This window comes from Paenibacillus sp. J22FR83 (assembly GCF_059691955.1).
Genome location: NZ_JCAUAM010000009.1, coordinates 170,690 through 192,761, shown reverse-complemented (window position 1 = coordinate 192,761; position 22,072 = coordinate 170,690). Strand labels below are relative to the sequence as shown.

Sequence of the window (22,072 nt, the reverse complement as noted above, 5' to 3'; positions counted from 1 at the left end):
CTGTAGGCTCTTGCTTCCATTGATAAGTCTATCCCTCTTTCTATGAATCGCTAGGTCTTCTAGCTACTCACCCACACCGAGTCTCTTGGTTTCACATATATTGTGAGAACAGACCAATCGAATGGAGGGAGTGGATAGCTATGCCCGGAATGCTACGGACAGTCAACGGAACGACCACCCTTTTTGGAACAGCCAGCATAAAATCCAAGCAAGAAGGCATCTTAAGCGCGAATATTGAATTGGTTCTAAACGCTAGTAGAGGTGTCTCCGACATTTTCCTCAACATCACGCAGAATGCATGCAACTTGGCAACTTTCAAAATACAGTCTCTAAATCGTACAAGCAGCAGACTTACTGCTTCATTTGGTAAAGGAGTGAACGGTGCCTCCAGTGCCAACCTTATTCTTCAAGAGAAGAAGAACAACATCACGGCTAGGGGTTTCATTAATAAGAAAGCAATTGTTCCCGTTAGACTTGAAAGCGGTTGCCCATGTGGCTGCTCTTGCTCGCGTACCCAAAAAATAAGATTCAAAGACGGCACAACTTTCAAGATCAGCATCGATAAATCGCTTCAACTTGCCCTTAAACGACTATTTACTAAACTTGAGCGTGTTATCAAAAATCTAACTCCAAAGAGTGGCAAACGTGCGACTGCTGATCCCGAATGCAATGCAAAATGTTATCGGATTGGGAACGCTTGTCGGTCTGCCTGCGGCATCTTCGCTGTTTTATGTACACCAATATGTTTGAGCGCGCAGACGGTTTGCCTCATTAGCTGTTTGCCGACATAGCAGTCGACTGTCACTCCTATGACTCATCCACAATTCAAAGAAGCCACTCCATTGGCAGGAGTGGCTTCTTTGCTATAAACTTTTGCAATTACATGCATGCTAACCATGCTTCGCGGCCGTTACGGACCGACCAACACACCATGAATAAATTTTTCCAATACTTCAACATCCGTTATGTTCTTGTTGCAAACCTCGCTATTGACGCACAAATAATTACCAATGGCTCTGTAATAATCTGGCGATGCACCTGCCGGTTTCCATTTGGTCACAGCCGTGAAAAGCGCGACCTCAGAATGCCGATTGCACACAAAGCACACACCCTTCTTATTAGTCGGTGTATACTTCCCTTCAATGCCGATTAGCTTTCCGTTCAGATCATAAACAATAAATAATTTATTCGTTGCAATATCGGTCCAGCCCAGGTATGACGCGAATCTATAAGTGATACCTTGAAGATCGGGTATTTTCAGCTTCTTGTTCTTAGGGAAAAGTTTCTTTACTTGATTGTCCATCACATGCGCATATTCCTCTATTAAATAAGGCTCCAGGTCATGCAGATATCGCTGAAAGTCAGCACTGGTTTGTAGCTGTTTCAGATTCACAAGTAATTGTTTGTGCAGCTCGGTTAGATTCGGAAACAATCCGCTTATCTTGGCTTCTGTCTCATTGCGTACCGCTTCGACTACTTTCAAATTGGAAACGGAGTTACAAGCATTTTGTAACTGACCGATTAGCTTCTTAATCTCGTTATATTGATGGTTTCTAATGAATGGTTGACTCATAGCTTCCAGCTCCTTATTTTTGATAAAAATAAAATAAGCTGCAAAGCCCCATAATTAGAAACGATTTTCCTCGGGCGATCACTATAAACGAATCACCCCATGCAAAGATCGCCCTAATGAAAGGCTCTGCATGAGTCGCTTCTTATTCCGGCAAAATGATTTGCCATATTTACCGCCTCCCTTATAGATGTAAATTATAAGGGAGGTCATACTCCACCCGCAAGTGCTAAGCTAATGGAATAAATTCCAGTTAATTAGTTAGACCCATTCTTATATATTGGCTGTCTGGAGCTTCATATCGCACCATAAGCTCCTTCATCTTGCTATCCATGATTTCTTCAATCTGCCTCTTACGAATCGGAATCTGTTGCTCCGGATCGGTGAGCAAATCATAGAGGAGTGGCAAGCCGGTGGCATTGTGATGTCTGCGTGATTTTACCGGAATTCGATACATTGGCATCTGCGTTCGTTTGAGGAAACGCCCCATTTCTGCATTCGCATAGCTTTCCGGGTCAGACATAGCTCCGACTGGAACAGCCGTATGATGGTGAACGATACTGCCTTCGATGGGTTGACGGCAATACGTATACCTGCCGTCCGTAAGGTTAATATCCTTGCCAAAATAGCCATAAAGCACCGCGTCATGATGTAATTGATCTTCATTCAATAAATGAACGAGTGACTTGCCTTGCACACTTGGAGGTGGGGTGGCCCCATGCAGTTCCATAAACGTAGGCATCAAATCAATGGTCGTTGTCAGTGCCTTCACGCTCTGACCATTATTCGCCGCCTGTGGTGAATACATAATAAGCGGGATGTGCGCCAATTTGGCATAGTCAAACATATAGTTTTTGGCCCAATAGCCGTTGTCACCTAACAAATGCCCATGATCTGTTGTCAAAATAACCGTGGTATCCTTCCATAGATCAAGCTCATCCATCGTATCCAGGAATTTGCCAAGCCAAGCATCTGCCATCGTCAGGCTACCTGCATAGCGTTTGCGGATATGGGCTATGGCCTCCTCCCCTTCATGTTCAGGATCCACCGGTCCATAATTCGGCCAATCGAAATGATACTTGTCATGCCATGTGTCCTTATACAAATCAACATATTTTTGCGGACATACAAAAGGTTCATGGGGATCAAACACTTCCAAGTGCAAATGCCAGTTATCTTGCTCATAGTTATGTTTGAGAAAATCAATCCCTCTCATAAACGATTGCGGAGTTGGGTAATCCTCATCTCGTTCCAAGTTCATCGCCGTGCGGTTAACCCAGTCCTGTCTTCTGTTCTTACCTCGGTACACGGGAATAACCGGATCTTGTACCCGAGGATGCCAATGATCTCCCTCTTGTCCCCTTAGAAATTCCCAAGTGTCGAAGCCCGTGTGATACCCCATTCCATTCCACTCAAAATAATGAAAATGGTCCGTAATCATGTGACTGTACGTACCACGCTGTTTCCTCAGTTCACGAACTAAGCATTCATCAAAGGGTTGAAGTGGACTCCATGGTGTTTCGAGGAAGTTAAGTCTGCCGGTTATGATGTCGCGACGGGCGGGCATGCATGGCAGTGAACCGGCAAAATGATTGTCAAATACGATCCCCCGCTCAGCCAAACGGTCGATATTTGGTGTCTGCACCCAAGTTTCACCGTAACAGTTTAAATAATGCCTATTTAAAGAATCCATTAGAATCATTATCGTCTTCAAAACAATACCTCCTAATGAAAAAGGGCTCGAGGATATCCTCTGCCCTATTCCCTTTATTATTTAAGATCTTGCATAATTTTTTTATACTGCTCATTTTGTTTTTTAGCAATATCGAATATGTCGGAAGACAAGATCGAGTTCTTGCTTTCTGTTTCGTACCACTGCTTGTACCAATCCTCGACTTGTTTGCCTCCTGAATTGTTCCAAGCAGCCTGCGCATCTTTAAGCGCCTGATCAATGGAGTACTTTGGACCACTGACTATCGCTTTCAACCACATATCACCAATCGCTTTATCCAAATTAGATTCCACGCTAAAGATGTCTTTTGGCGGTGTCGGCATGTGCTCGGAATGCGTTAACTCGGGATAGCTGCGGTCAAACGTCATGTAAGTCTCGCGGAATGAATCATACGTTTTTTGATATTGGTCTTTATTGGGATCACTCTTGAATGCGACAAGAGGCACATCGCACTTGTTAAACGTATTACCACTGTTTTCCAGCATTCTCATATCAAGCGTAAGGTCGGATACTTCCTTCTTAAATTTGTTGGCATCATTAATTTCCGCACACCCGTCTGTTACCTTATAGTGCGTCCCTTCCTGACCATAATCGAGCGCCTTCGTCGTTGTATCTTTGAGTAGGAAATCTACGTACTTGATGACGGCATCTGGATTTTTCGTCGTCGCACTAACTGCAGCCGTCATTTGAACGGGATTCTTAAATGTCGGCACGAAGGCTCCGAACGGACTCTTTGGATACGCCATGAATGTAACGTCAGCGCCCGGTACGTTCTTCTTCAGAGGGTTAATCGTCCCTAGAAGCGTATCCTTCACAACATCCGAAGTAAGGAATCCGTAAATACCGACCTTACCCGTAAGAAAATCCTGCTTCGCTTTGGCGCCATTCGTATCTGTGGTAAAATCCTTATCGATCAAGCCTTCATCATACAGACGCTTTGCAAACGTGAAATACTCTTTCTGACGGTCCCAATCTAGTTTCAACTGATTGTCTGTTACCACCCACTTGGACATCGCCCCGAATAATTGCTTGAGGCTGTAACTGGAATTGCTGCTTAACGAAATGCCGTACGTATTTCGCTTGCCATCTCCGTCTGGGTCTTGTTCAGCGAACGCTTTCAATACCTTGTACAAATCTTCCGTTGTTTGCGGTACAGAGAGGCCCAACTTTTGCAACCAATCCGTCCGAATCAGTAACCCACGGTTCGGTTCAACCCAGTTCACTTTCCCGAAATAGTATAACTTTCCATCGCTTTTCGTACCCGCCTTCTTCAAAGAAGGATTATCCTGCAGCACTTTTTTATATTCGGTACTGTATTTCTCAATCAATTCGTCAAGTGGCATGAACTGCTTCTGCTGCTGAAGCGGATCCTTCGTTTTTGGCGCATACTCGAACAGCAGATCTGGCGCACTTCCTGAAGCGTACAGTACGTTAATCTTTTCTTCCGGCTGAGCCCTTGGGATGGCTACGAATTTGACATTGGCCGGACCATTCTCATTGATCCACTTCGTCCAACGATTCTCCTCAATCGTCCCTTCGTCCGGCGACACATTCCCCCGATCGTAGATAGACACGGTAATGTTCTTTTTCGCCTCGCCTTCGCCAGATTTCCCAGAATCGCCTTTATTCGTGGACGAGCAGCCAGCCAGCAATGTCCCTCCCGCTAAAGTAAACATCAGCATGCCTGTAACCCATTGATGCTTTTTCATACGATAACCCCTCTCAACTCGATAAGTTTGTTTGTATGATTGCGAGCTCAGCCCTTGACGGAACCAAGCATAACACCTTTTACGAAAAACTTTTGCAGAAATGGATATACCACAAGCATTGGTAGAACAACAACCAGTACACCTGCCGCCTTTAATGACTCTGGCACAACCTGCGATTGTACACCTGAGGTTACACCGCTATTTAATAGCTCCTGCAGTAAGCTTTGGCTTTGAATCATATTTTGGACAAGTACAGTCAAGTTAAACCGACTTGTGTCATGAATATAAATCAATACGTTCATGAACATGTTCCAGTAGCTGACGCCATAGAACAAGGTTAGAGTTGCAATGACCGGTAAAGATAACGGAAGTACGATACGAACCAAGTAAGCGATCTCCGAACAACCGTCAATTCTTGCAGCATCATCAATCTCATCGGGGATATTCTCGAAAAACGTCCGCATGACGAGCATGTTATACGTGCTTACGAGCGCAGGCAGCCATAAGGCGAAATAGGAGTTCATCAAACCGAGAGACTTAACAACCAAATACGTCGGTATGAGCCCCCCTGAGAAGAGGATCGTAAATACCATAGCCAGTGTAAAGAAACGGCGCCCGTAGAAAATTCGACGAGATATTGGATAAGCGGTCATGATCGTCGCCGTCATACTCAAGACAACACCAATGACAGTAATGATGATACTGTTCTGAAAGGCAGAAACGATGCGCGTACCTTTGAAAAGAGAGACGAAAGCATCCGTGTGCCAACCAACTGGATAGAAAGTAACCTTCCCCGTTTCGATGGCCGCGGTGTCGCTAAATGCGATTGCTATCGTGTTGATTAGCGGAAACAGACAGGTCAGCCCTAGCAGAGCCAACGCAATATTATTAATGGCGTAGAACCATTTTTCACCTGAAGATATTCTCATTATTGTCCCTCCTAAAGCTACCAGAGCCCGCGGTCGAATTTACGTGCAAGCGCATTGGCGCTAAGCACTAGAATTAAGCCGACAATGGATTCGAACAAACCCATCGCGGTAGTGAGACTGAACTGTGCTCCCTGCAAGCCGACTCTATACAGATACGTGCTGATGACGTCGGACACATTCGAAACAACTGAATTTTGCAGAACGTAGATGTGATCGAAACCCACTTCCATGATGCGCCCCATCGCGAGAATAAACATCAGAACGATCGTTGTGCTAATACCAGGAATTGTAATGTGTCTGATCTGCTGAAGCTTATTCGCTCCGTCCAAGCCGGCTGATTCATACAAACTTGGATCGATGGAAGATAATGCCGCCAAGTAAATAATCGCACTGAATCCCATTTCCTTCCATATTCCAGACCCTAGGTAGATACCAATCCAGGAGCCAGGGCTGAACAAGAATGGAATCGACTTGCCAGTCCAAGCCTGTAAGATATGATTGATTGTACCTGACTCCGTTGCAAATAAAGTGACGACGAAACCGCCGATAATAACCCATGAGAAAAAATGGGGCAGGTATACAATGGTCTGAATCGTTCTCTTATACCATGATTTCCGAACTTCATTGAGCAGAATCGCCAGAAGGATAGGAAATGGAAATCCGACGAATACATTCAACAGGCTTAACACAACCGTGTTTCGGATGATATTTAGCGTCTGTGGCTGATTAAAAATCATTTCGAAGTTCTTAAAGCCGACCCAAGGACTGCCAAACACACCGTCATAAAAGTTATAATCCTTAAAGGCAATGATGAGGCCACCCATAGGAAGATACTTAAATAATACATAATACAGCACCCCGGGAATAAAAAGCAGCATTAGCGGAATGTTCGCTTTCCATCTTCGGCGGCGGGCCGCCTTCCTTGTCCTGCGCTGCAATTCGTCAGCATGTATGGACGCCACTTGTGTGCCGGCGGTTTTGTTGGAGATAGGCGCGGTAGACATGACGTTGCAACTCCTCTCTGTTTGTTTCACACCCTCATTATAAATCCGATGGTCCAAGTAAAACCTTCAATCTCTACGGGCATATCTTGAATATCTACAGGAAGTATGATCTGCCATCCATAGGATGTCAAAAAGCCCCATGCCATATCGGCAGGGGCAGGAACGTAATCTCAAATGCGATGCACCTTGCGGTATTCACTTGGTGTATGCGCGGTCGACTGCTTGAAGGCTGTGGCAAAATAGTTCGAATCCGCGTATCCTACCGCTTCAGCGATCTCGGCTATCTTCATATCCGTGTTCGTTAACAGCATTTTGGCCTTGTCCGTGCGCAGCTTGGTTAGATAGCCACTGAAGCTTTCACCTGTTTGTTTTTTAAACAGATTGCTGAAATAGTTCGGATTCAGATGCACATGTGCAGCAACGGTCGCAAGGCTGCACTCCTCCATGTATTGCTGCTCCATATATCGAATAGAGCGTTCAGCAACACCGCTATTCCTTTCCTCTAGCCATTGGACCGTTGCTTGCTCCAGCGAGGCAATTCGCTCCCCAACCCATGCCTCTACTTCTGAGGGAGAGAGCAGTACACGAAGTTCCTCAAGCTCAGAACCGATGTCCTCCGTCTGCACGTCCAACTCAAGGTCTTTGCGCATCACTTGCTGAACCACCATCGCTAGGCACAGCGCTTCTCTTTTTCTATGTGCTAGCGATTCTTCTGGCTTGCCCTGGAAGCTTGCTTTCAGAATTCCACCAACTTCGGCATGCTTTCCAAGTAGCAGCAATGAGGTGATTTCTGCGTGAATCGCTCGAATTCTCGCTTCATCGTCAAATACGGTCTTGTTGTTAGAGACGAGCAGAAAGGATGAACCCTCTTTGTGTTCATTAAAGCGTTTCACCGCATCCCAAATGGAGTTAATTGAGCCTAATTGCAACACGCTTAGTGGAAGTCCCAACAGGGAATGAACAGTCGCAAACAATTTTTGGAAGAAGTCCTTATTGGCGTCGTTCAACTCTAGGAAAAACGCAAATCTTCCGTATTCTACCGTTGTCCATCGCCCTTTAATCCCTTGGGACTTCATTAATTCTGCTGTGATGTTGCAAATAGCGAACTGAAGCAGTTCGACATCATCGGCACGATACATTTTACCTTCTGGCAGGAACGTCTCTACATGAACTACCCAGAAATCAAGGCCAACGATCCAATCCATTTCTTGAAATCGTTCGCCTGTCGGTCGCGGCAACCCCAGCAGCGCTGACCGCAACGTATAATCCTCACTAACACGTTGTTCTCTAACTTCCCTCTGGCGCAATTCGTTCTTCATCCTGAATTGTTCGTTGGCTTGACGAAGCACTCTGCAAATCTCTTCTTCCGCACATGGCTTCAGTAGGAACTCTTTCACCCCGTAGCGCAGTGCAGCCTGCGCATATTCGAAATCACGATAGCCCGTCAAAATAATAACTGCAGTCTCGCTGTTGTGTTCAGAGATGTGTTGGGTTAGTTCGAGCCCGTCCATCACCGGCATTCGGATATCCGTGAGAACCAGATTTGGCTTTAAGTGCTCAATTTGCTGAAGCGCCTCTTTCCCATTCCCAGCCTCACCGGCTACGTTCCAACCTAACTCGTTGGTCTCGATCAACTTCGTAAGTCCTCTACGGATCAATGGTTCATCGTCTACAATTAAAATACTACCTATCATCTATTTCCCCTCCCATTGGCAAGTACATGCGAACCGTCGTACCAATGCCCAGCTCAGATTCAATTCGCAATCCATAAGGCTTGTCGTAAAGCAAGTTAAGCCGCCTTATAACGCTGCGAAGCCCAATGTGATTACGTCTCCGATTGTCTTTCGATGGCGTGCTGTCATAATAAGCAACCTGCCCCCTGCCCGCCTCAGCTGCACCGATTACTTTCTGTATAATCTCACTCGACATTCCTTTGCCATTATCAAATATCTCGATAATAATAGCTGGTACTGGTTTAGCAGATGCATCCTCCCACATTTCCCCTACATAAGCGCGGATGGCAAGCACTTGGGCGGAAGGCTTTTCCGTGAAAGCATGGACAAACACATTCTCAACCAAAGGCTGCAAAATAAGCCGAGGTATACGCGTAAATTGAATGCCTTCCTCCATTTTTACAATTGTCTCCAGTTGATGGCCGAAACGATGATTTTGTATTTTCAAATAATTGCGAATCTGGCTGAATTCATCATATAACGTTGTGTCCGTCTCGGCTGGCTCCAACGCATACCGCAGCATGTCAGAGAGCGAGACAACGAGTCCAGCCGTCTCCTTATCGTCTTTTAAATAAACCATCCAGTAGATACTATCAAGTGTATTATGCAAAAAATGGGGATTTAATTGCGCCTGCAGCGCTGTAAGCTCCGCCTCCCGCTCGCTAAGTTGGCGCTCGTAGACTTCCTTAATTAATGAATCCACATGCTCCGCCATAGAATTGAATCTGCGAGCCAAATAACCTAACTCGTCATCCGTGCGCACTTCCATGCGGGTCTGCATGTCGCCAGCTTGCATCCGCGTCATCCCTTGTACCAACTCGCGAAGCGGTCGCAAGAGCCTACGGCCAGCCCAAGTCACCAGCAAGCCTGCGAGGAGCAAACTGACAATTCCGATTAACAGATTCACTTGAAGAATGATGCCACTTCGCGATTGCAAGGAGTCAAGTGATACCCGGCTAATTAATGTAAAATCAACTTGGCCAGAGCGGCTCTTCGCGTTTAAGTACGGTTCGCCATCCACGAGCCCTACGCTGCGGTTCATAACGCTGCCAGGAACGGGCGCTTCATCGTAATTCGTCATGTCGCTATAGACAAGATTGTCCATTTTATCATAGAGAAAAACGTTGGCTTGTTCATCCTTGACCAAATCTATCAAATATTCGGATATGAGCGACTGGTCGAACAACATAACCATAATGCCATAGGGATTCTGTTGAACGGTCTTCATTTGGCGTGCTGCAACAAAAAAAGTCTGATATCCCGAAGCCGCTTCCGAATTCTTTACCTGCAAGGGAAACCAAATGAGATTACCATAAGAGCCTTCTAAAGACGCTTTTATTTGTGAAAACGCTTCCTTCGTTAAGTTCGTTGATAGCCTATTCGTTCCGCTGAAAATAAAGCCATTCTCCTTGGCGTCGTATAGGTACATAGCAGTCAACTTCGGCTCGTCATATTTCACTTGAAATAGCAAATCGTTAAGCTCATCCTGGTCAGAAAGTTGGGTATATGTTTCTCGCTGCTCCGTCTGAGCAGAACGCTCAAGTACCTGCTGGACATACGGATGAAACACGACAAAATTTGAGATTCGGTAAATATCCCTAATTTGCAAATCCAACCTCGCCGCTGCCTGTTCATTGGTCTTTGAGAACTGTTCGCTGATCTCCTCAGTGAACAGTTTGAGATGAATTCTATACGTAATGTACCCGGATACTGCAAACGTGAACAATATGATAACAGCCAGACTAACGATCAGCTTCTGAGAAAAACTCTTGCGAACCAATTTCATGAAGTCACATCCATTCCTTAGGAGCTGCTTTTGAAACATTTCTATTATTCTCAAATAGATCTACAACTGTCAAGTGGATGACTTGCGTGTGAGTAGTCACATTTGAGATCTTCCTGCTAGCGTATCTACCGTTCCTATCCGTTACATTTCCATCTGAAATCAGCAAAATAGCGCACAAACATTCCTGTTTAGAAGGAATGTTTATGCGCTATAGGATCAGTTATTAAAATGACAAGAGGTTATTCATTTTTTCCCATAAAACCATTCCCTGCTCACTCTCCGACCAGGGAATAAAATGTGGTTGCATCACGTCGTGCCAATTCTCTGGCGTAATCGCTGCTGGCCATGTCCTTCGCGTTGCTCCGTTCTCAAATGCAGGAGACGGATGTTCGTAATACGAGAAGATAAATTCCTCGTGCGTTCCGATGATATAGGTCGGATTAAAGCAGTTCGGTTTCTCCTCCTGCATGGCATAATGATAGAAGATGTAGCTGCTGTACTTCGACGGCTTCAGACGCGCGAGCATACCGAGTCGTTCGCTGCCTCTATCATATCGGGCTTCCTTGATTTCTGGCTCCCCATCGTGATAAATATCAAGCATCGGAACAGCGTACCGCTTTTCGCTTCCCCAACCCGGCCATGTCTCTAACAGGTCCCTACACGCCTTCGGCCATTCCCATTCGCAACTTTCACTTGCCGCTTCCAAGTAAACAAATACGCCGCTCTCCTTGGTGAAGATCGAGCAGCTCAAGATACCCTGCTCGCGAAGTTTGCGCTCCCAGCCGACGGCTGCTTCAGCCAACGCGACTGCGAAGCTCGCTTCGCATCCTGCCAGCACTTGTGACCTGTACATCTTTCTTATCATGTCAGTATCGGGTAGAATCGGCTTGCGTTGCCCGCGCGAATCATTCCCTTCTCCTTCTCTGTAAGATTATCTGGAAGCACCGCTTCGAACAAATGGATGACGTCTCCATAGCCTCCTGCCTGTAAGGCGACCGGCCAATCGCTGCCGAACAGCAGCCGATCGCAACCGAACAGCGGCACCAACTGTTCGACGTAGGGTCGAATCCTTTCAGGATGGGAACCACCTGCCATCGTAATCATGCCAGACAATTTAACCGCTACGCCGGGAATCCGGGATAGCCGCTCCATACCGATTCGCCACGGTTCCATCCCCTGATCTCGGATGTTAGGACAACCGAGATGGTTGACGACTACTTTGAGCTGTGGCAGCTCCTCTAAATACACTGCTGCATCTACAAGGTCATCAGGCTGTATAAGCAGATCCAGCGTAAGCCCCGCTTGCATCAATTCAGCAAGGGCAGACCGGAGTTTGACTTGCTCAGCCTCCGACCGTACAGACCGAAATGCGCTGCCGTTAAGTCTAATGCCGGTGAAGCGTGGATTGACCCTCAAGGATGCGAGCTGATCGTAAAAATGATCCGCGAACGGATCGAGTCCTCCGCTCACGCCGGATATAATCGGCCAAGACTGCGCCAACTCCAGCAGGAATGCCGCTTCCTCCATCTTAACGGCGGCCTGAACAGCTATGAGTCCCTTCACACCGAAAGCACCTAGTTCCGGCAGCAGCATTTCTGGCAAGTAATCCTTGTAGAGCAGCTCATTCTCAGACTTCAGCCAACCGTAATCCATACGCGAGGGCTGCCAAAAATGAACGTGACTGTCTACGTACATGACGTAACCCCATCTCCCCTGCGTCCGGCCAGTAAATCGGCGGCGTACGGGTTCGGCCACGGCATCTCATAGCTTGGCGAATTGACGTAACGCTTCATGCCAAGTTGCAGCCTAATGCCTGATCCTTGGGCTAGCTGAACGGCTAGCCATTTGCCTTCGAGCTCTATCTGCGATCCCGGTACAGGGCAGCCTTCTGCGTCGATTCGCTGGGCACTGGTGAATTCGTGCTCACCGAAACTTCCCGCCTGAATGACGACCTCGCGTTCGTCAAATAAACTGGTGTTACATAGCTGCAAAGTCACACTATCTACTGTAAGCGCCTCCACTAGTGCTGACACGCCTTGCGGAAGACCTGGTCTATTCTCCTGGGAATCAAAGTAGCGCACGCGAGCATGCTGCAAACCGCCATGCGAGATGTGCATCGGTCCACCCAATGTTAGTTGTACAAGTGATTCGAAATAAATCGGGCACATTTCCTGCCAAATATGAATGTTAGAGAAATCACCGTCAGCAAAGTCGCTTTTCCACCCATGCGGGTCGCCCTGATCCGAGCGCATTTTCTCCAACTGCCGACCAATCAGCTCCATGTTAGCGGCCAGTATCCGCTTCGGATAGTCTGGGTTGAGCCCACGAATGTACTGGAACCAAGGCTCTGTATTGCCGATATAGTGCTTCGTTTCCCTTCCTGTCTTGCTATCTCTTCCCGATACGACCGGCACCGTAATTTCATTCCAATCATGATCTTTCGGAATCCGTTCTAACCGCTCTAAATCCTCGTCATCCATGGACATGGTCCACAGATAAACGGGATACTTCGGCAACGCCTTCCGCCAATCGTACCAGCCGTTATCCCCATGCTTATTAGGTACGAGAACCTGGCCGTTCTCTTCCCGCCGCAGCGCCCAGTTGGCATCTAGTTGGGAACGAGCTAGCGTAAGCTGGGTCATGTCTCCCGTAAGTAATACAGCATTCATACACGCGTTCGTCAGAGGCTCAATGATGGTCATAAAGCCGTGCGGCCATCTCCATCCATAGTAACCTCCCCACCATTTGCCATCGTTGTACTCGCCGATGATGCCTGACAGTCCGATATTGTCGGGAATAATGCCTTCGTTAGTACGGGTACGTTCTTCCCATGCTGCGAGATACTCGATTACCCAATCTTGAAGGGCATTATCTCCCGTGTGCATAAAGGCGTGCGTAATCATTCCGGTTGCATTCAAATTCAGCGGAACGTCTCCCCGGTTCATTCGCTCATTCATCATCGCAATCATCTTCTGATAGACCTCATCATTAGACCAAGGGCATTTACCGCTCGCAAAATCGACACCAGGAATATCTTCATACGGTGCAGGATAGTGATCGAGAATGCTGCGATGCGTGACCCAATCCTCTTCTGACACTGTGAAACGCGGACCTTTGCTTCCGGTCAATGGGGACCTTATCAACTTCTGCGCCTTATCATAGTTGGGAGCATCAGGATCATCCCCCGTATACATCTTGGCAAAACGCACTGCCCTCTGCTTGTCCTTGTTGGTAACAGGGCCAGCTAGTCCGAGGAAGTAGAGAAATAAATAACCTTCACCATGATGCATCCAATCATAGTACGCATCAAATTCACGGTGAATTTGCCCATATTCCGTCCATTGCCAAGTAATCCCTTCCCAAATCTTACGCGATACGTCATGGAGCTCACGACTGCCCCCCAGCACATAAAGCAGTGCTAGATTCATGAACCCTTCATAAGGATCATCCGAACCGTCCATACCCGGCCATTCCTTCTGCCAGATCAAGCTCCCATCCGGTTGTGTGTAACGGGCCACAAATTCCTTCGCCGCCTGGTTCAATGTCGTAAACAACCATTGTTCCTGGAGCGCCCATTCTGGTGGAACCATTCGCTCTTGGGCTACAATCCTCGGCAACACGCTTCCTTGTTTGGTCACTTTTCTTCCTCCTTTTCAGCTGGAAATAAACTACGACCCTGAAATAACGCATACACCCGCTCCAGCTCTTCGGGATCCAAACCATGCCCATCGCAAAATGCCAAGTTCGCACGCAGCACTTCCGTCGTCGCAGCTCCGGTCAAGGTCACATGTATGGCTGGTTGCGACAGACTGAAACGCATCGCTGGCTCAACGAGACCGTGTGGTGCTGTTTTGCGCAAGAACTCCAGCTGCTCCATCCGCTTCAATGCTTCGTCGATGAGATTGGGCCGCAGAAATGGCGCTGGCGTATCCGCAAGCAAGCCAAGTCCGAGCACACTGCCGTTGATAACCCCAATCTCCTTCTCTGCTGCGAGCGGGAGCACTACATCTTTCGCCGTATGATCAATCAGCATATATCTCGCATAAAACTGGATGCTGTCAAATCGATTTAGCCGAATATACCGCTCTAGAAGTGACAAAATTCTTGTTGAAACGCCGATATAGCGAATCTTTCCGTCTTCCCGCAATTTCTCGAGGGCAGGAAGTGTCTCGTTCACAATCGTTTCATAGGGAACTTGCTCCACATCATGAATTTGCAGTAGATCAATCCAATCGGTTTGAAGCCGTTCCAAACTATGTTCAACGGAGCGAATCGTCGTCGCATAATCGAACGATTCTCCCGGTCCTACTGCCTTCGATGCCAACACAACTTCGTTTCTCCTGCCGTCTTTCAGCGCACTGCCGATTCGACGTTCTGACTCACCTCTGCCATAGCTCGGTGCTGTATCAATAAAATTAATGCCGCTATCCAACGCCTCATGGATCATCTTCTCGATGTCGCGTTCATCTGTAGGTCCAAAAACCCCGCCAAGGGGTGCACCGCCAAGCCCGAGTTTCGATACACGAAGTCCGGTGCGGCCGAATGTAGTATACTCCATTTCTATATCCCTCCTACTGTAAATTGTAGTGTTCATCCTTTATAATCAAAATAGCTAGAGTTCCCCATCTTATGGCATATCTTCTCTATTTGAGGAAGAGGTGAACACACACATGGAATTTATTTATACAGAACCGATCGGTTTAACCGATCTAGCCGTTCTTGAAGTTGGTACGCAAAGTTGCCTGCCTGACATGTCATTCGGGCCCAGCGTAAGAGATATGTACATCCTACATTACATTCACAGCGGGTATGGCACTTACTCGACGGGAGGCCGAACGGAACCGATCGGTCCTGGCGAACTGTTTCTCGTGATGCCGGACACCGTCCACACGTATCGTGCCAATTCGGATGAGCCTTGGAGCTACTCGTGGTTCGGTTTTGTCGGGACATTAGCCACCCGTCTGGTCGAGTTGGCTGGATTTACAGTCCTATCTCCCGTTCGTGGGGCTGATTCGTCACTCCCCGTTGAATCTCTATTTCACAATTTAATGCGCCTGCGAAATGAACCGGCTAAGGAGCTCCTTCTAACCGCTCTGCTGTACCAAATATTCGGAACGCTGGCCATACCGGACGATGCACCGCCACTTAGAGCGGATGTTGGACACCACGTTCGCAATGCCGTTTCCTTTATGAACACCCGCTATGCTGATCGCATTGGTCTCCACGAAATTGCAGAGCATGTAGGACTGGATACCAAGTACTTGTGCCGTCTCTTTCAGCAGCGCCTATCTATGTCCCCTTACCGATATTTAACCGACGTTCGGATGAGAAAAGCTTGCCGCCTTCTCCGCAGGCAGCTTCTCGGGATCGCCGAAATAGCCCAGTCCGTGGGCTACCAAGATCCTCTCATGTTTTCGCGCATGTTTAAACGGACAATTGGTCTATCCCCATCGGCATACAGGGAGAAGGCCAGATTGGAGAGCGGAACTACCCCCTATGAAACTTCCTGATTATTTCCAAAAATGAAAAATAAGCCTATCGATGATAGGCGATAATTGGTATAATAGCTTTCGTACAACTGAACTTGGGTGGTCGGCATCCTCCGGAGAGGAGGTAATGCCTATCTCATTTTCATTTCATGAGTTAATGCTGTTCGGGATGTTTATTCTCGCACTTTTAACCTATGTGAAAAGAAAATAACCCCACTCAGGTTAGCGCCAAGGGTAGGGGTTATTCATTTCCGGTATGTCACTCGGAGTGTCTCCATCCAAGTGTTGTGCAGGAGACGGACCGCGAATCCGTCTCTTTTGTTATATTTACTCTAACATACTCTATTCATACCCGCAAATAATTATTAATTGGCACTTACGTTTTTGAATTGTTAATCAAAATCGTAGCGCTCCTCTTTCCAGGGATTTCCATACATATGATAGCCGTTCCGCTCCCAGAAGCCCGGCTTATCCTTCGCCATGAATTCGATGCCGCGCAGCCATTTGGCACTTTTCCAGAAATACAAATGCGGTACAACCATTCGCACGGGTGCTCCATGGTCAGGTGTTAGCAGCACACCATTATGTCGGATACCCAGAAAAGACGTCTCCAACAGGAAATCTTCCAATGGAAGATTCGTCGTCCATCCATGCTCCGCATGCAGCATGACATGGGTTGCTTCCGGCTTCAGCTTCACTTTGCTCATCAGTTCCGACACAGCAATGCCTTCCCACACATTATCCAACTTGGACCATGTGGTCACACAGTGAATATCGTTCGTAAATTCCTTGCGCGGCAACGCCATGAAATCCTTGTACGAGATGGTGAACTCTTCCTCCACCAAGCCGAACAAACGCAAATCCCATAGGCTCATATCGTTATAGTAGGGGACAGACCCATAGTGCAACACAGGCCAGCCTTGTGTCAGCGTTTGCCCAGGAGGAACGCGGTCGTTCGGGTCTTGCGGCAGCTTTTGACCAAATTGCATGGAAAAAACCTCCATCTGTTCTACTTCCATAGAAATCGGAACAACCTAGTCGTTACCGATATAGGAGCTGTATTCCGCAGCGTTCAATAAACCTTCCAATGCTTCCGGTCCCGAAATTTCTACTTCAACCATCCAACCTTCACCGAAAGATGCATTGTTGACTAGCTCTGGCGAACCTTCTAAAGTACTGTTCACAGCCGTTACTTTTCCTGATACGGGGCAGAAAATATCCGAAACCGTTTTGACCGATTCCACGCTCCCAATGCTTTCATTCGCTGTAACAGAAGCACCAACTTTCGGAAGCTCGACGAATACAATATCACCCAATTGATCTTGTGCAAATTCGGTAATCCCTATGCGAACCACCGTATCCGATAGCTTCTCTACCCACTCGTGCTCTTTGGTGTATAACAAATTGGCTTGTACGTTGCTCATCAGTCCACGCCTCACTTACTTACAAATTTTGCTTATAGCTTAATCTACTGCGAACATCAAAGTCAAGATGGACCTCCGAGATGAAGTGAAACGAGCATACAGATCCACTGCTGATCCACAAGTACAAAAGTTACTGTTGACAATCTACACCAATTTAGGCGCATAATGAATATACTAAGACAATTAAATATTGGCGAATGAGGATACAGGGAGAGACTGCTGAGTAGGATGGCGGCGCCGAAGGAGTAAGCCAGGTGTGGTGAATCTCTCAGGCAAAAGGACCTGTGTCGGACGCGACTCTGGAGAGCTTCGAGGAATCAGTAAGCACGATGAATCGAACACCCAAGGGGAAACTAAACGGTTGAGCATAGAAGTTCATTCGTTCTAGGCAACTCTCAGGTACAAAGGACAGGGGCAAAAGGTATGTTTGTGTTGCATACCTTTTGCTCTTTTTTGGCATTTCCGGCAATACTACCAACGGATAAAAGTCGATTGTAGGTGAGGTTATACGCATGTTGAAACGAACACCGCTTTTCCCGGTATATGCGGAGTATGGCGCGAGAATCATCGATTTTGGCGGCTGGGAACTTCCTGTGCAGTTCACTGGCATTCAAAAGGAGCATGACGCTGTCAGGGGGCAAGCTGGGCTTTTTGATGTGTCGCATATGGGGGAATTACGTATACATGGCGTGAATGCTTTGGCATTTTTACAACGCGTTACGACGAATGATGTGGCTAAGCTGGTGGAAGGCCAGTGCCAGTACAGCCTCCTCTGCTACCCTGACGGTGGTGTGGTCGATGATCTGCTCGTTTATAAGCTGAAAGACGATGACTATATGCTAGTTATCAATGCCTCCAATATTGAAAAAGATATCGCGTGGCTGCAGCAGCACCTGACAGGTGAGGTCGAACTGACTGATGTTTCTGATGAGACTGCCTTGCTGGCGCTGCAAGGGCCACGGGCCGTAGACATTTTAGCCAAATTGACTGATGCTCCAATTCAAGCCTTGAAGACGTTCCATTTCCTTGCAGATGTGACAGTAGGCGATGTAACCACGTTGGTATCCCGCACAGGGTATACAGGTGAAGATGGCTTCGAGTTATATGTGGATCAAAAGGATGCCGTGACATTGTGGCGGAAACTCCTCGAGGCTGGTGAAGAGCATGGGCTCATTCCGACAGGTTTAGGAGCTCGAGATACGCTTCGTTTTGAAGCGCGTCTTCCCCTATACGGACAAGAGCTATCCTCGAAGATTTCGCCGCTGGAGGCGGGACTTTCCTTTTTTGTAAAGTTGGATAAAGGTGATTTCATAGGGCGTGATGCCCTCCTCGAGCAAAAAACACATGGCGTGACCCGCAAGCTTGTCGGCATTGAAATGCAAGAGCGCGGAATCCCCAGACCGCATTACGCCGTATACGCCGAAGGTAAACAGATTGGTGAAGTAACAACAGGGACACAGTCTCCAACGTACAAAACGAATGTGGGCTTAGCCCTGATCGATTCCGCATATAGCGCTCTAGGTACGGAAATCTTTGTCGAGATTAGAGGCGCGCAAGTGAAAGCTTCAGTCGTGACTACCCCTTTTCATAAAAAGAAATAATCCCCGAATCCGGGTCGGAAGGAGCATCTTCGATTATGAAACATCGTTATTTACCTATTACGGAGCAGGATCAAAAGGAAATGTTGGAAACGATCGGCATCTCCTCAATGGAAGAGATGTTTAGCGATATCCCGCAGGGGGTTCGGTTTCAGGGTGAACTGCAAGTGGGGCATGCGCTCAGTGAACAGGGATTACTCCGATATATGCGCCAGTTGGCGGGGCGCAATGCGGATTTCCAGCGGTACGCCAGCTTCCTCGGCGCTGGCATCTATGATCATCACCTTCCGGTGGTGATCAATCATGTGATCTCACGCTCGGAGTTCTACACCGCGTACACGCCTTATCAACCGGAGATTAGCCAGGGGGAATTGCAGGCGATTTTTGAATTTCAGTCGTACATCTGTGAGCTCACCGGCATGGCCGTGGCGAACGCCTCGATGTACGATGGGGCAACGGCGCTGGCCGAAGCCGGTGCCCTAGCCAGCAGCGCGACGAAGCGCAGCCGTCTGCTCGTGTCCCGTGCGGTGCACCCGGAGGCGCGCGCTGTGCTGCGCACGACCGCCCGCGGGCTGAACTTGGACGTCGTCGAGATCGCGGTTACATCCGTAGGCGTAACCGATCTAGACGACCTCGCGTCCAAGGTCGCAAGCGGCGAACCCGCCGCCGTCATCCTCCAATCGCCGAATTTCTTCGGCTGCTTGGAGGATATCGCGGCTATGGAGCCGCTCGCGCACGGCGCGGGCGCACTGCTCGTCGTGAGCGCGAATCCGCTCACGCTCGGGCTGCTCGAAGCGCCGGGCAAGCTCGGCGCTGACATCGTCGTCGGCGATTGCCAGCCACTCGGCATCCCAGCTGCGCTGGGAGGGCCGAGCTGCGGCTACTTCGCCGTCGCGGAGAGCTGGATGCGCCGCATGCCGGGGCGCATCGTGGGCCAGACCGTGGACCGCGATGGCAAGCGCGGTTTCGTCCTTACGCTGCAAGCGCGGGAGCAGCACATCCGACGTGAGAAAGCCACGTCGAATATCTGCTCCAACCAGGCGCTGCTCGCGCTTTGCGCATCCGTGTACTTGTCCACGATGGGCAAGCAAGGCATTCAGGACGTTGGCACGCTGAACGTCCGCAAAGCCCATTATGCGGCGGACCGACTAACCGCGTCATCCAAGCTGGAGCTGCCGTTCGCAGGCAGCTACTTCAATGAATTTGCCGTCAAGCTGCCGGACGGCACGAACATCGAGGAGCTGAATCGTCAGCTCCTCCAGCGCAATATCATCGGCGGCTACGATCTCGGCCGCGATTACCCCGAGCTAGCCGGCCATATGCTAATCGCCGTCACCGAGCAACGAACTCGCGAAGATATAGATGCCTTCGCAGCCGCATTGGAGGAACTCGTATGAACAACGAAAAAGCGCTTATTTTCGAAATGAGTCATCCTGGACGCGTCGCCTATTCCTTACCCGACTCGGATGTCCCCGACGTGAGTATCGACGAACTTCTGCCTGCCAAGTTTCGCCGGAAGCAAGAACCAGACCTACCCGAAGTGTATGAAGTCGATGTCATCCGCCATTACACGGCGCTTTCCAGACGCAACTTCGGCGTAGATAATGGCTTCTATCCGCTCGGCTCGTGTACGATGAAATATAATCCCAAAATCAACGAAGACGTCGCCCGCTTCCCCGGTTTTGCTCATATCCACCCGTATCAGCCGGAGGAGTCGATACAAGGGGCTCTAGAGCTGCTGTACAATCTCCAGCATGATCTCGAAGCCATCACAGGCATGGATCGCGTAACGTTGCAGCCCGCGGCTGGTGCCCATGGCGAATGGACGGGGCTCATGATGATTCGTGCTTATCACGAAAGTCGCGGCGAGCACCGCACCAAGGTCATTTGCCCTGATTCCGCACATGGCACCAATCCAGCCAGTGCCACCGTTGCTGGCTTCCAAACTGTGACCATCCCATCCGATGAACGCGGCCTTGTGAATCTTGACGAGCTGCGCCGTGCCGTCGGCTCCGATACCGCTGCGCTCATGCTCACGAACCCGAACACACTCGGTTTGTTCGAAGAACAAATCGTCGAGATCGCCGAAATCGTGCATGGGGCAGGCGGACTGCTCTACTATGATGGCGCGAACGCGAATGCCATTATGGGCATCACACGTCCAGGTGACATGGGCTTCGATGTGGTCCATCTCAACCTGCATAAGACCATGAGCACCCCGCACGGCGGAGGCGGACCAGGTGCAGGACCGGTCGGCGTCAAAGAACGGCTGATCCCTTTTCTTCCGACACCGCTTGTCGCCAAGCGGGAGGATAACAGTTTCTATTTTGACTACAACTATCCACAGTCCATCGGCCGCGTCAAAGGCTACTACGGCAACTTCGGCATTCTCGTTCGTGCCTACACTTACATTCGCACACTTGGGCCGGAAGGCTTGCGCAAAGTATCCGAATTTGCTGTGCTGAACGCCAACTATATGCTCGCTCGGTTAACACCTTATTTCGATGTGCCGCATCCCCGCTTCTGTAAGCACGAATTCGTGCTGTCGGGGAATCGCCAGAAGAAGCTGGGCGTCCGTACGCTCGATATTGCCAAAAGACTACTCGACTTCGGCTATCACCCGCCAACGATCTATTTCCCACTCAGCGTGGAAGAATGCATCATGATCGAGCCAACGGAAACGGAAAGCAAGCAAACCTTGGATGGCTTCATCGATACGATGATCGCCATCGCCAAAGAAGCAGAAGAGACTCCCGAGTTGGTTAAAAATGCGCCATACACCACCGTCGTCAGTCGGATGGATGAGGCATTGGCCGCTCGGAAGCCGGTTCTGAACTGTACTTGCGGGTAAAATGTACACCTGACTATCGCCACAATACGTGAAAAGGCTGATTCCCAAAGTAGAGTGCTACTTTTGGGGATCAGCCTTTTTATCTTCTTTGGGGATGTTAGCACTTATTAGACTCACTAACCAATCAATAGTCCGAAAAAACCGAACTAAATGGAATCAAGTCCCACCCGATGATCGATTAGTTTGATTTTACCCAACTATTTCACCAATTTCCAAGGTGAGCGCCGGTTTTGGGCATTTTAAGTGG

At 48.6% G+C, this 22,072-nt stretch carries 18 protein-coding genes and 2 riboswitches; of the genes, 5 read left to right on the top strand and 13 right to left on the bottom strand.

The features are described from left to right. Positions 1–140 precede the first annotated feature (140 nt). Positions 141–791, top strand: a complete 651-nt coding sequence (locus AC58PV_RS17960) for a hypothetical protein (RefSeq protein ID WP_497433604.1) — start codon at positions 141–143, stop codon at positions 789–791. Positions 792–910: 119 nt separating this feature from the next. Here AC58PV_RS17960 and AC58PV_RS17955 read toward each other — a convergent pair whose 3' ends face one another. From AC58PV_RS17955 to AC58PV_RS17905, 11 genes are all read right to left on the bottom strand, one after another. Continuing rightward, positions 911–1,573 carry a FusB/FusC family EF-G-binding protein gene (locus AC58PV_RS17955; protein WP_497433603.1) on the bottom strand — a complete coding sequence of 221 codons (663 nt, stop codon included), beginning with the start codon at positions 1,571–1,573 and terminating at the stop codon, positions 911–913. A 250-nt stretch (positions 1,574–1,823) separates the two neighbouring features. Further along, the gene (locus AC58PV_RS17950; protein WP_497433602.1) at positions 1,824–3,284 is read right to left on the bottom strand and encodes a sulfatase family protein; all 1,461 of its coding nucleotides are present in this window, start codon (positions 3,282–3,284) and stop codon (positions 1,824–1,826) included. 56 nt (positions 3,285–3,340) lie between these two features. Next, positions 3,341–5,011, bottom strand: coding sequence for an extracellular solute-binding protein (locus AC58PV_RS17945; protein ID WP_497433600.1), 1,671 nt, complete (start codon positions 5,009–5,011; stop codon positions 3,341–3,343). Positions 5,012–5,058: 47 nt separating this feature from the next. Continuing rightward, positions 5,059–5,940 (bottom strand): carbohydrate ABC transporter permease, encoded by an 882-nt coding sequence (locus AC58PV_RS17940; protein ID WP_497433599.1) that lies wholly within the window; start codon positions 5,938–5,940, stop codon positions 5,059–5,061. A gap of 17 nt (positions 5,941–5,957) precedes the next feature. Then, positions 5,958–6,818, bottom strand: a complete 861-nt coding sequence (locus tag AC58PV_RS17935) for an ABC transporter permease (protein ID WP_497433741.1) — start codon at positions 6,816–6,818, stop codon at positions 5,958–5,960. Between the two features lie 296 nt (positions 6,819–7,114). Further along, entirely contained in the window at positions 7,115–8,638 is a 1,524-nt protein-coding gene (locus AC58PV_RS17930; protein ID WP_497433598.1) for a response regulator, read from the bottom strand. Then, positions 8,628–10,463 (bottom strand): sensor histidine kinase, encoded by a 1,836-nt coding sequence (locus AC58PV_RS17925; protein WP_497433596.1) that lies wholly within the window; start codon positions 10,461–10,463, stop codon positions 8,628–8,630. Before AC58PV_RS17925 ends, AC58PV_RS17930 begins: the two co-directional genes overlap by 11 nt. Before the next feature lie 223 nt (positions 10,464–10,686). Continuing rightward, the gene (locus AC58PV_RS17920) at positions 10,687–11,316 is read right to left on the bottom strand and encodes a hypothetical protein (protein ID WP_497433594.1); all 630 of its coding nucleotides are present in this window, start codon (positions 11,314–11,316) and stop codon (positions 10,687–10,689) included. An 8-nt stretch (positions 11,317–11,324) separates the two neighbouring features. Further along, positions 11,325–12,158, bottom strand: coding sequence for an amidohydrolase family protein (locus tag AC58PV_RS17915; protein ID WP_497433593.1), 834 nt, complete (start codon positions 12,156–12,158; stop codon positions 11,325–11,327). Further along, positions 12,149–14,101, bottom strand: a complete 1,953-nt coding sequence (locus tag AC58PV_RS17910) for a DUF8034 domain-containing protein (protein WP_497433592.1) — start codon at positions 14,099–14,101, stop codon at positions 12,149–12,151. The genes AC58PV_RS17915 and AC58PV_RS17910 overlap by 10 nt, the downstream gene beginning before the upstream one ends. Continuing rightward, the gene (locus tag AC58PV_RS17905) at positions 14,098–15,021 is read right to left on the bottom strand and encodes an aldo/keto reductase (protein ID WP_497433590.1); all 924 of its coding nucleotides are present in this window, start codon (positions 15,019–15,021) and stop codon (positions 14,098–14,100) included. The genes AC58PV_RS17910 and AC58PV_RS17905 overlap by 4 nt, the downstream gene beginning before the upstream one ends. Positions 15,022–15,133: 112 nt before the next feature. Here AC58PV_RS17905 and AC58PV_RS17900 point away from each other — a divergent pair, with 112 nt between their 5' ends. Continuing rightward, positions 15,134–15,973, top strand: a complete 840-nt coding sequence (locus AC58PV_RS17900; protein ID WP_497433589.1) for an AraC family transcriptional regulator — start codon at positions 15,134–15,136, stop codon at positions 15,971–15,973. A gap of 371 nt (positions 15,974–16,344) precedes the next feature. Here AC58PV_RS17900 and AC58PV_RS17895 read toward each other — a convergent pair whose 3' ends face one another. Then, a complete protein-coding gene (locus AC58PV_RS17895; RefSeq protein ID WP_497433588.1) occupies positions 16,345–16,941 on the bottom strand; it encodes a sulfite oxidase-like oxidoreductase in 597 nt (198 codons plus the stop codon). A 45-nt stretch (positions 16,942–16,986) separates the two neighbouring features. Continuing rightward, positions 16,987–17,376 carry a glycine cleavage system protein GcvH gene (gcvH, locus tag AC58PV_RS17890; protein WP_497433586.1) on the bottom strand — a complete coding sequence of 130 codons (390 nt, stop codon included), beginning with the start codon at positions 17,374–17,376 and terminating at the stop codon, positions 16,987–16,989. 197 nt (positions 17,377–17,573) lie between these two features. Then, a riboswitch (glycine riboswitch) is annotated at positions 17,574–17,670 on the top strand. Between the two features lies 1 nt (position 17,671). Next, positions 17,672–17,792, top strand: a riboswitch (glycine riboswitch). A 90-nt stretch (positions 17,793–17,882) separates the two neighbouring features. On the opposite strand from gcvH, the gene gcvT reads away from it, so the two are divergent. The 3 genes from gcvT to gcvPB are packed head-to-tail and all read left to right on the top strand — an operon-like array spanning position 17,883 to position 21,825. Continuing rightward, positions 17,883–18,977, top strand: coding sequence for a glycine cleavage system aminomethyltransferase GcvT (gcvT, locus tag AC58PV_RS17885; protein ID WP_497433739.1), 1,095 nt, complete (start codon positions 17,883–17,885; stop codon positions 18,975–18,977). A gap of 35 nt (positions 18,978–19,012) precedes the next feature. Beyond that, positions 19,013–20,371 carry an aminomethyl-transferring glycine dehydrogenase subunit GcvPA gene (gcvPA, locus tag AC58PV_RS17880; RefSeq protein ID WP_497433585.1) on the top strand — a complete coding sequence of 453 codons (1,359 nt, stop codon included), beginning with the start codon at positions 19,013–19,015 and terminating at the stop codon, positions 20,369–20,371. Beyond that, positions 20,368–21,825 (top strand): aminomethyl-transferring glycine dehydrogenase subunit GcvPB, encoded by a 1,458-nt coding sequence (gcvPB, locus tag AC58PV_RS17875; protein ID WP_497433584.1) that lies wholly within the window; start codon positions 20,368–20,370, stop codon positions 21,823–21,825. The genes gcvPA and gcvPB overlap by 4 nt, the downstream gene beginning before the upstream one ends. Positions 21,826–22,072: the final 247 nt, after the last annotated feature.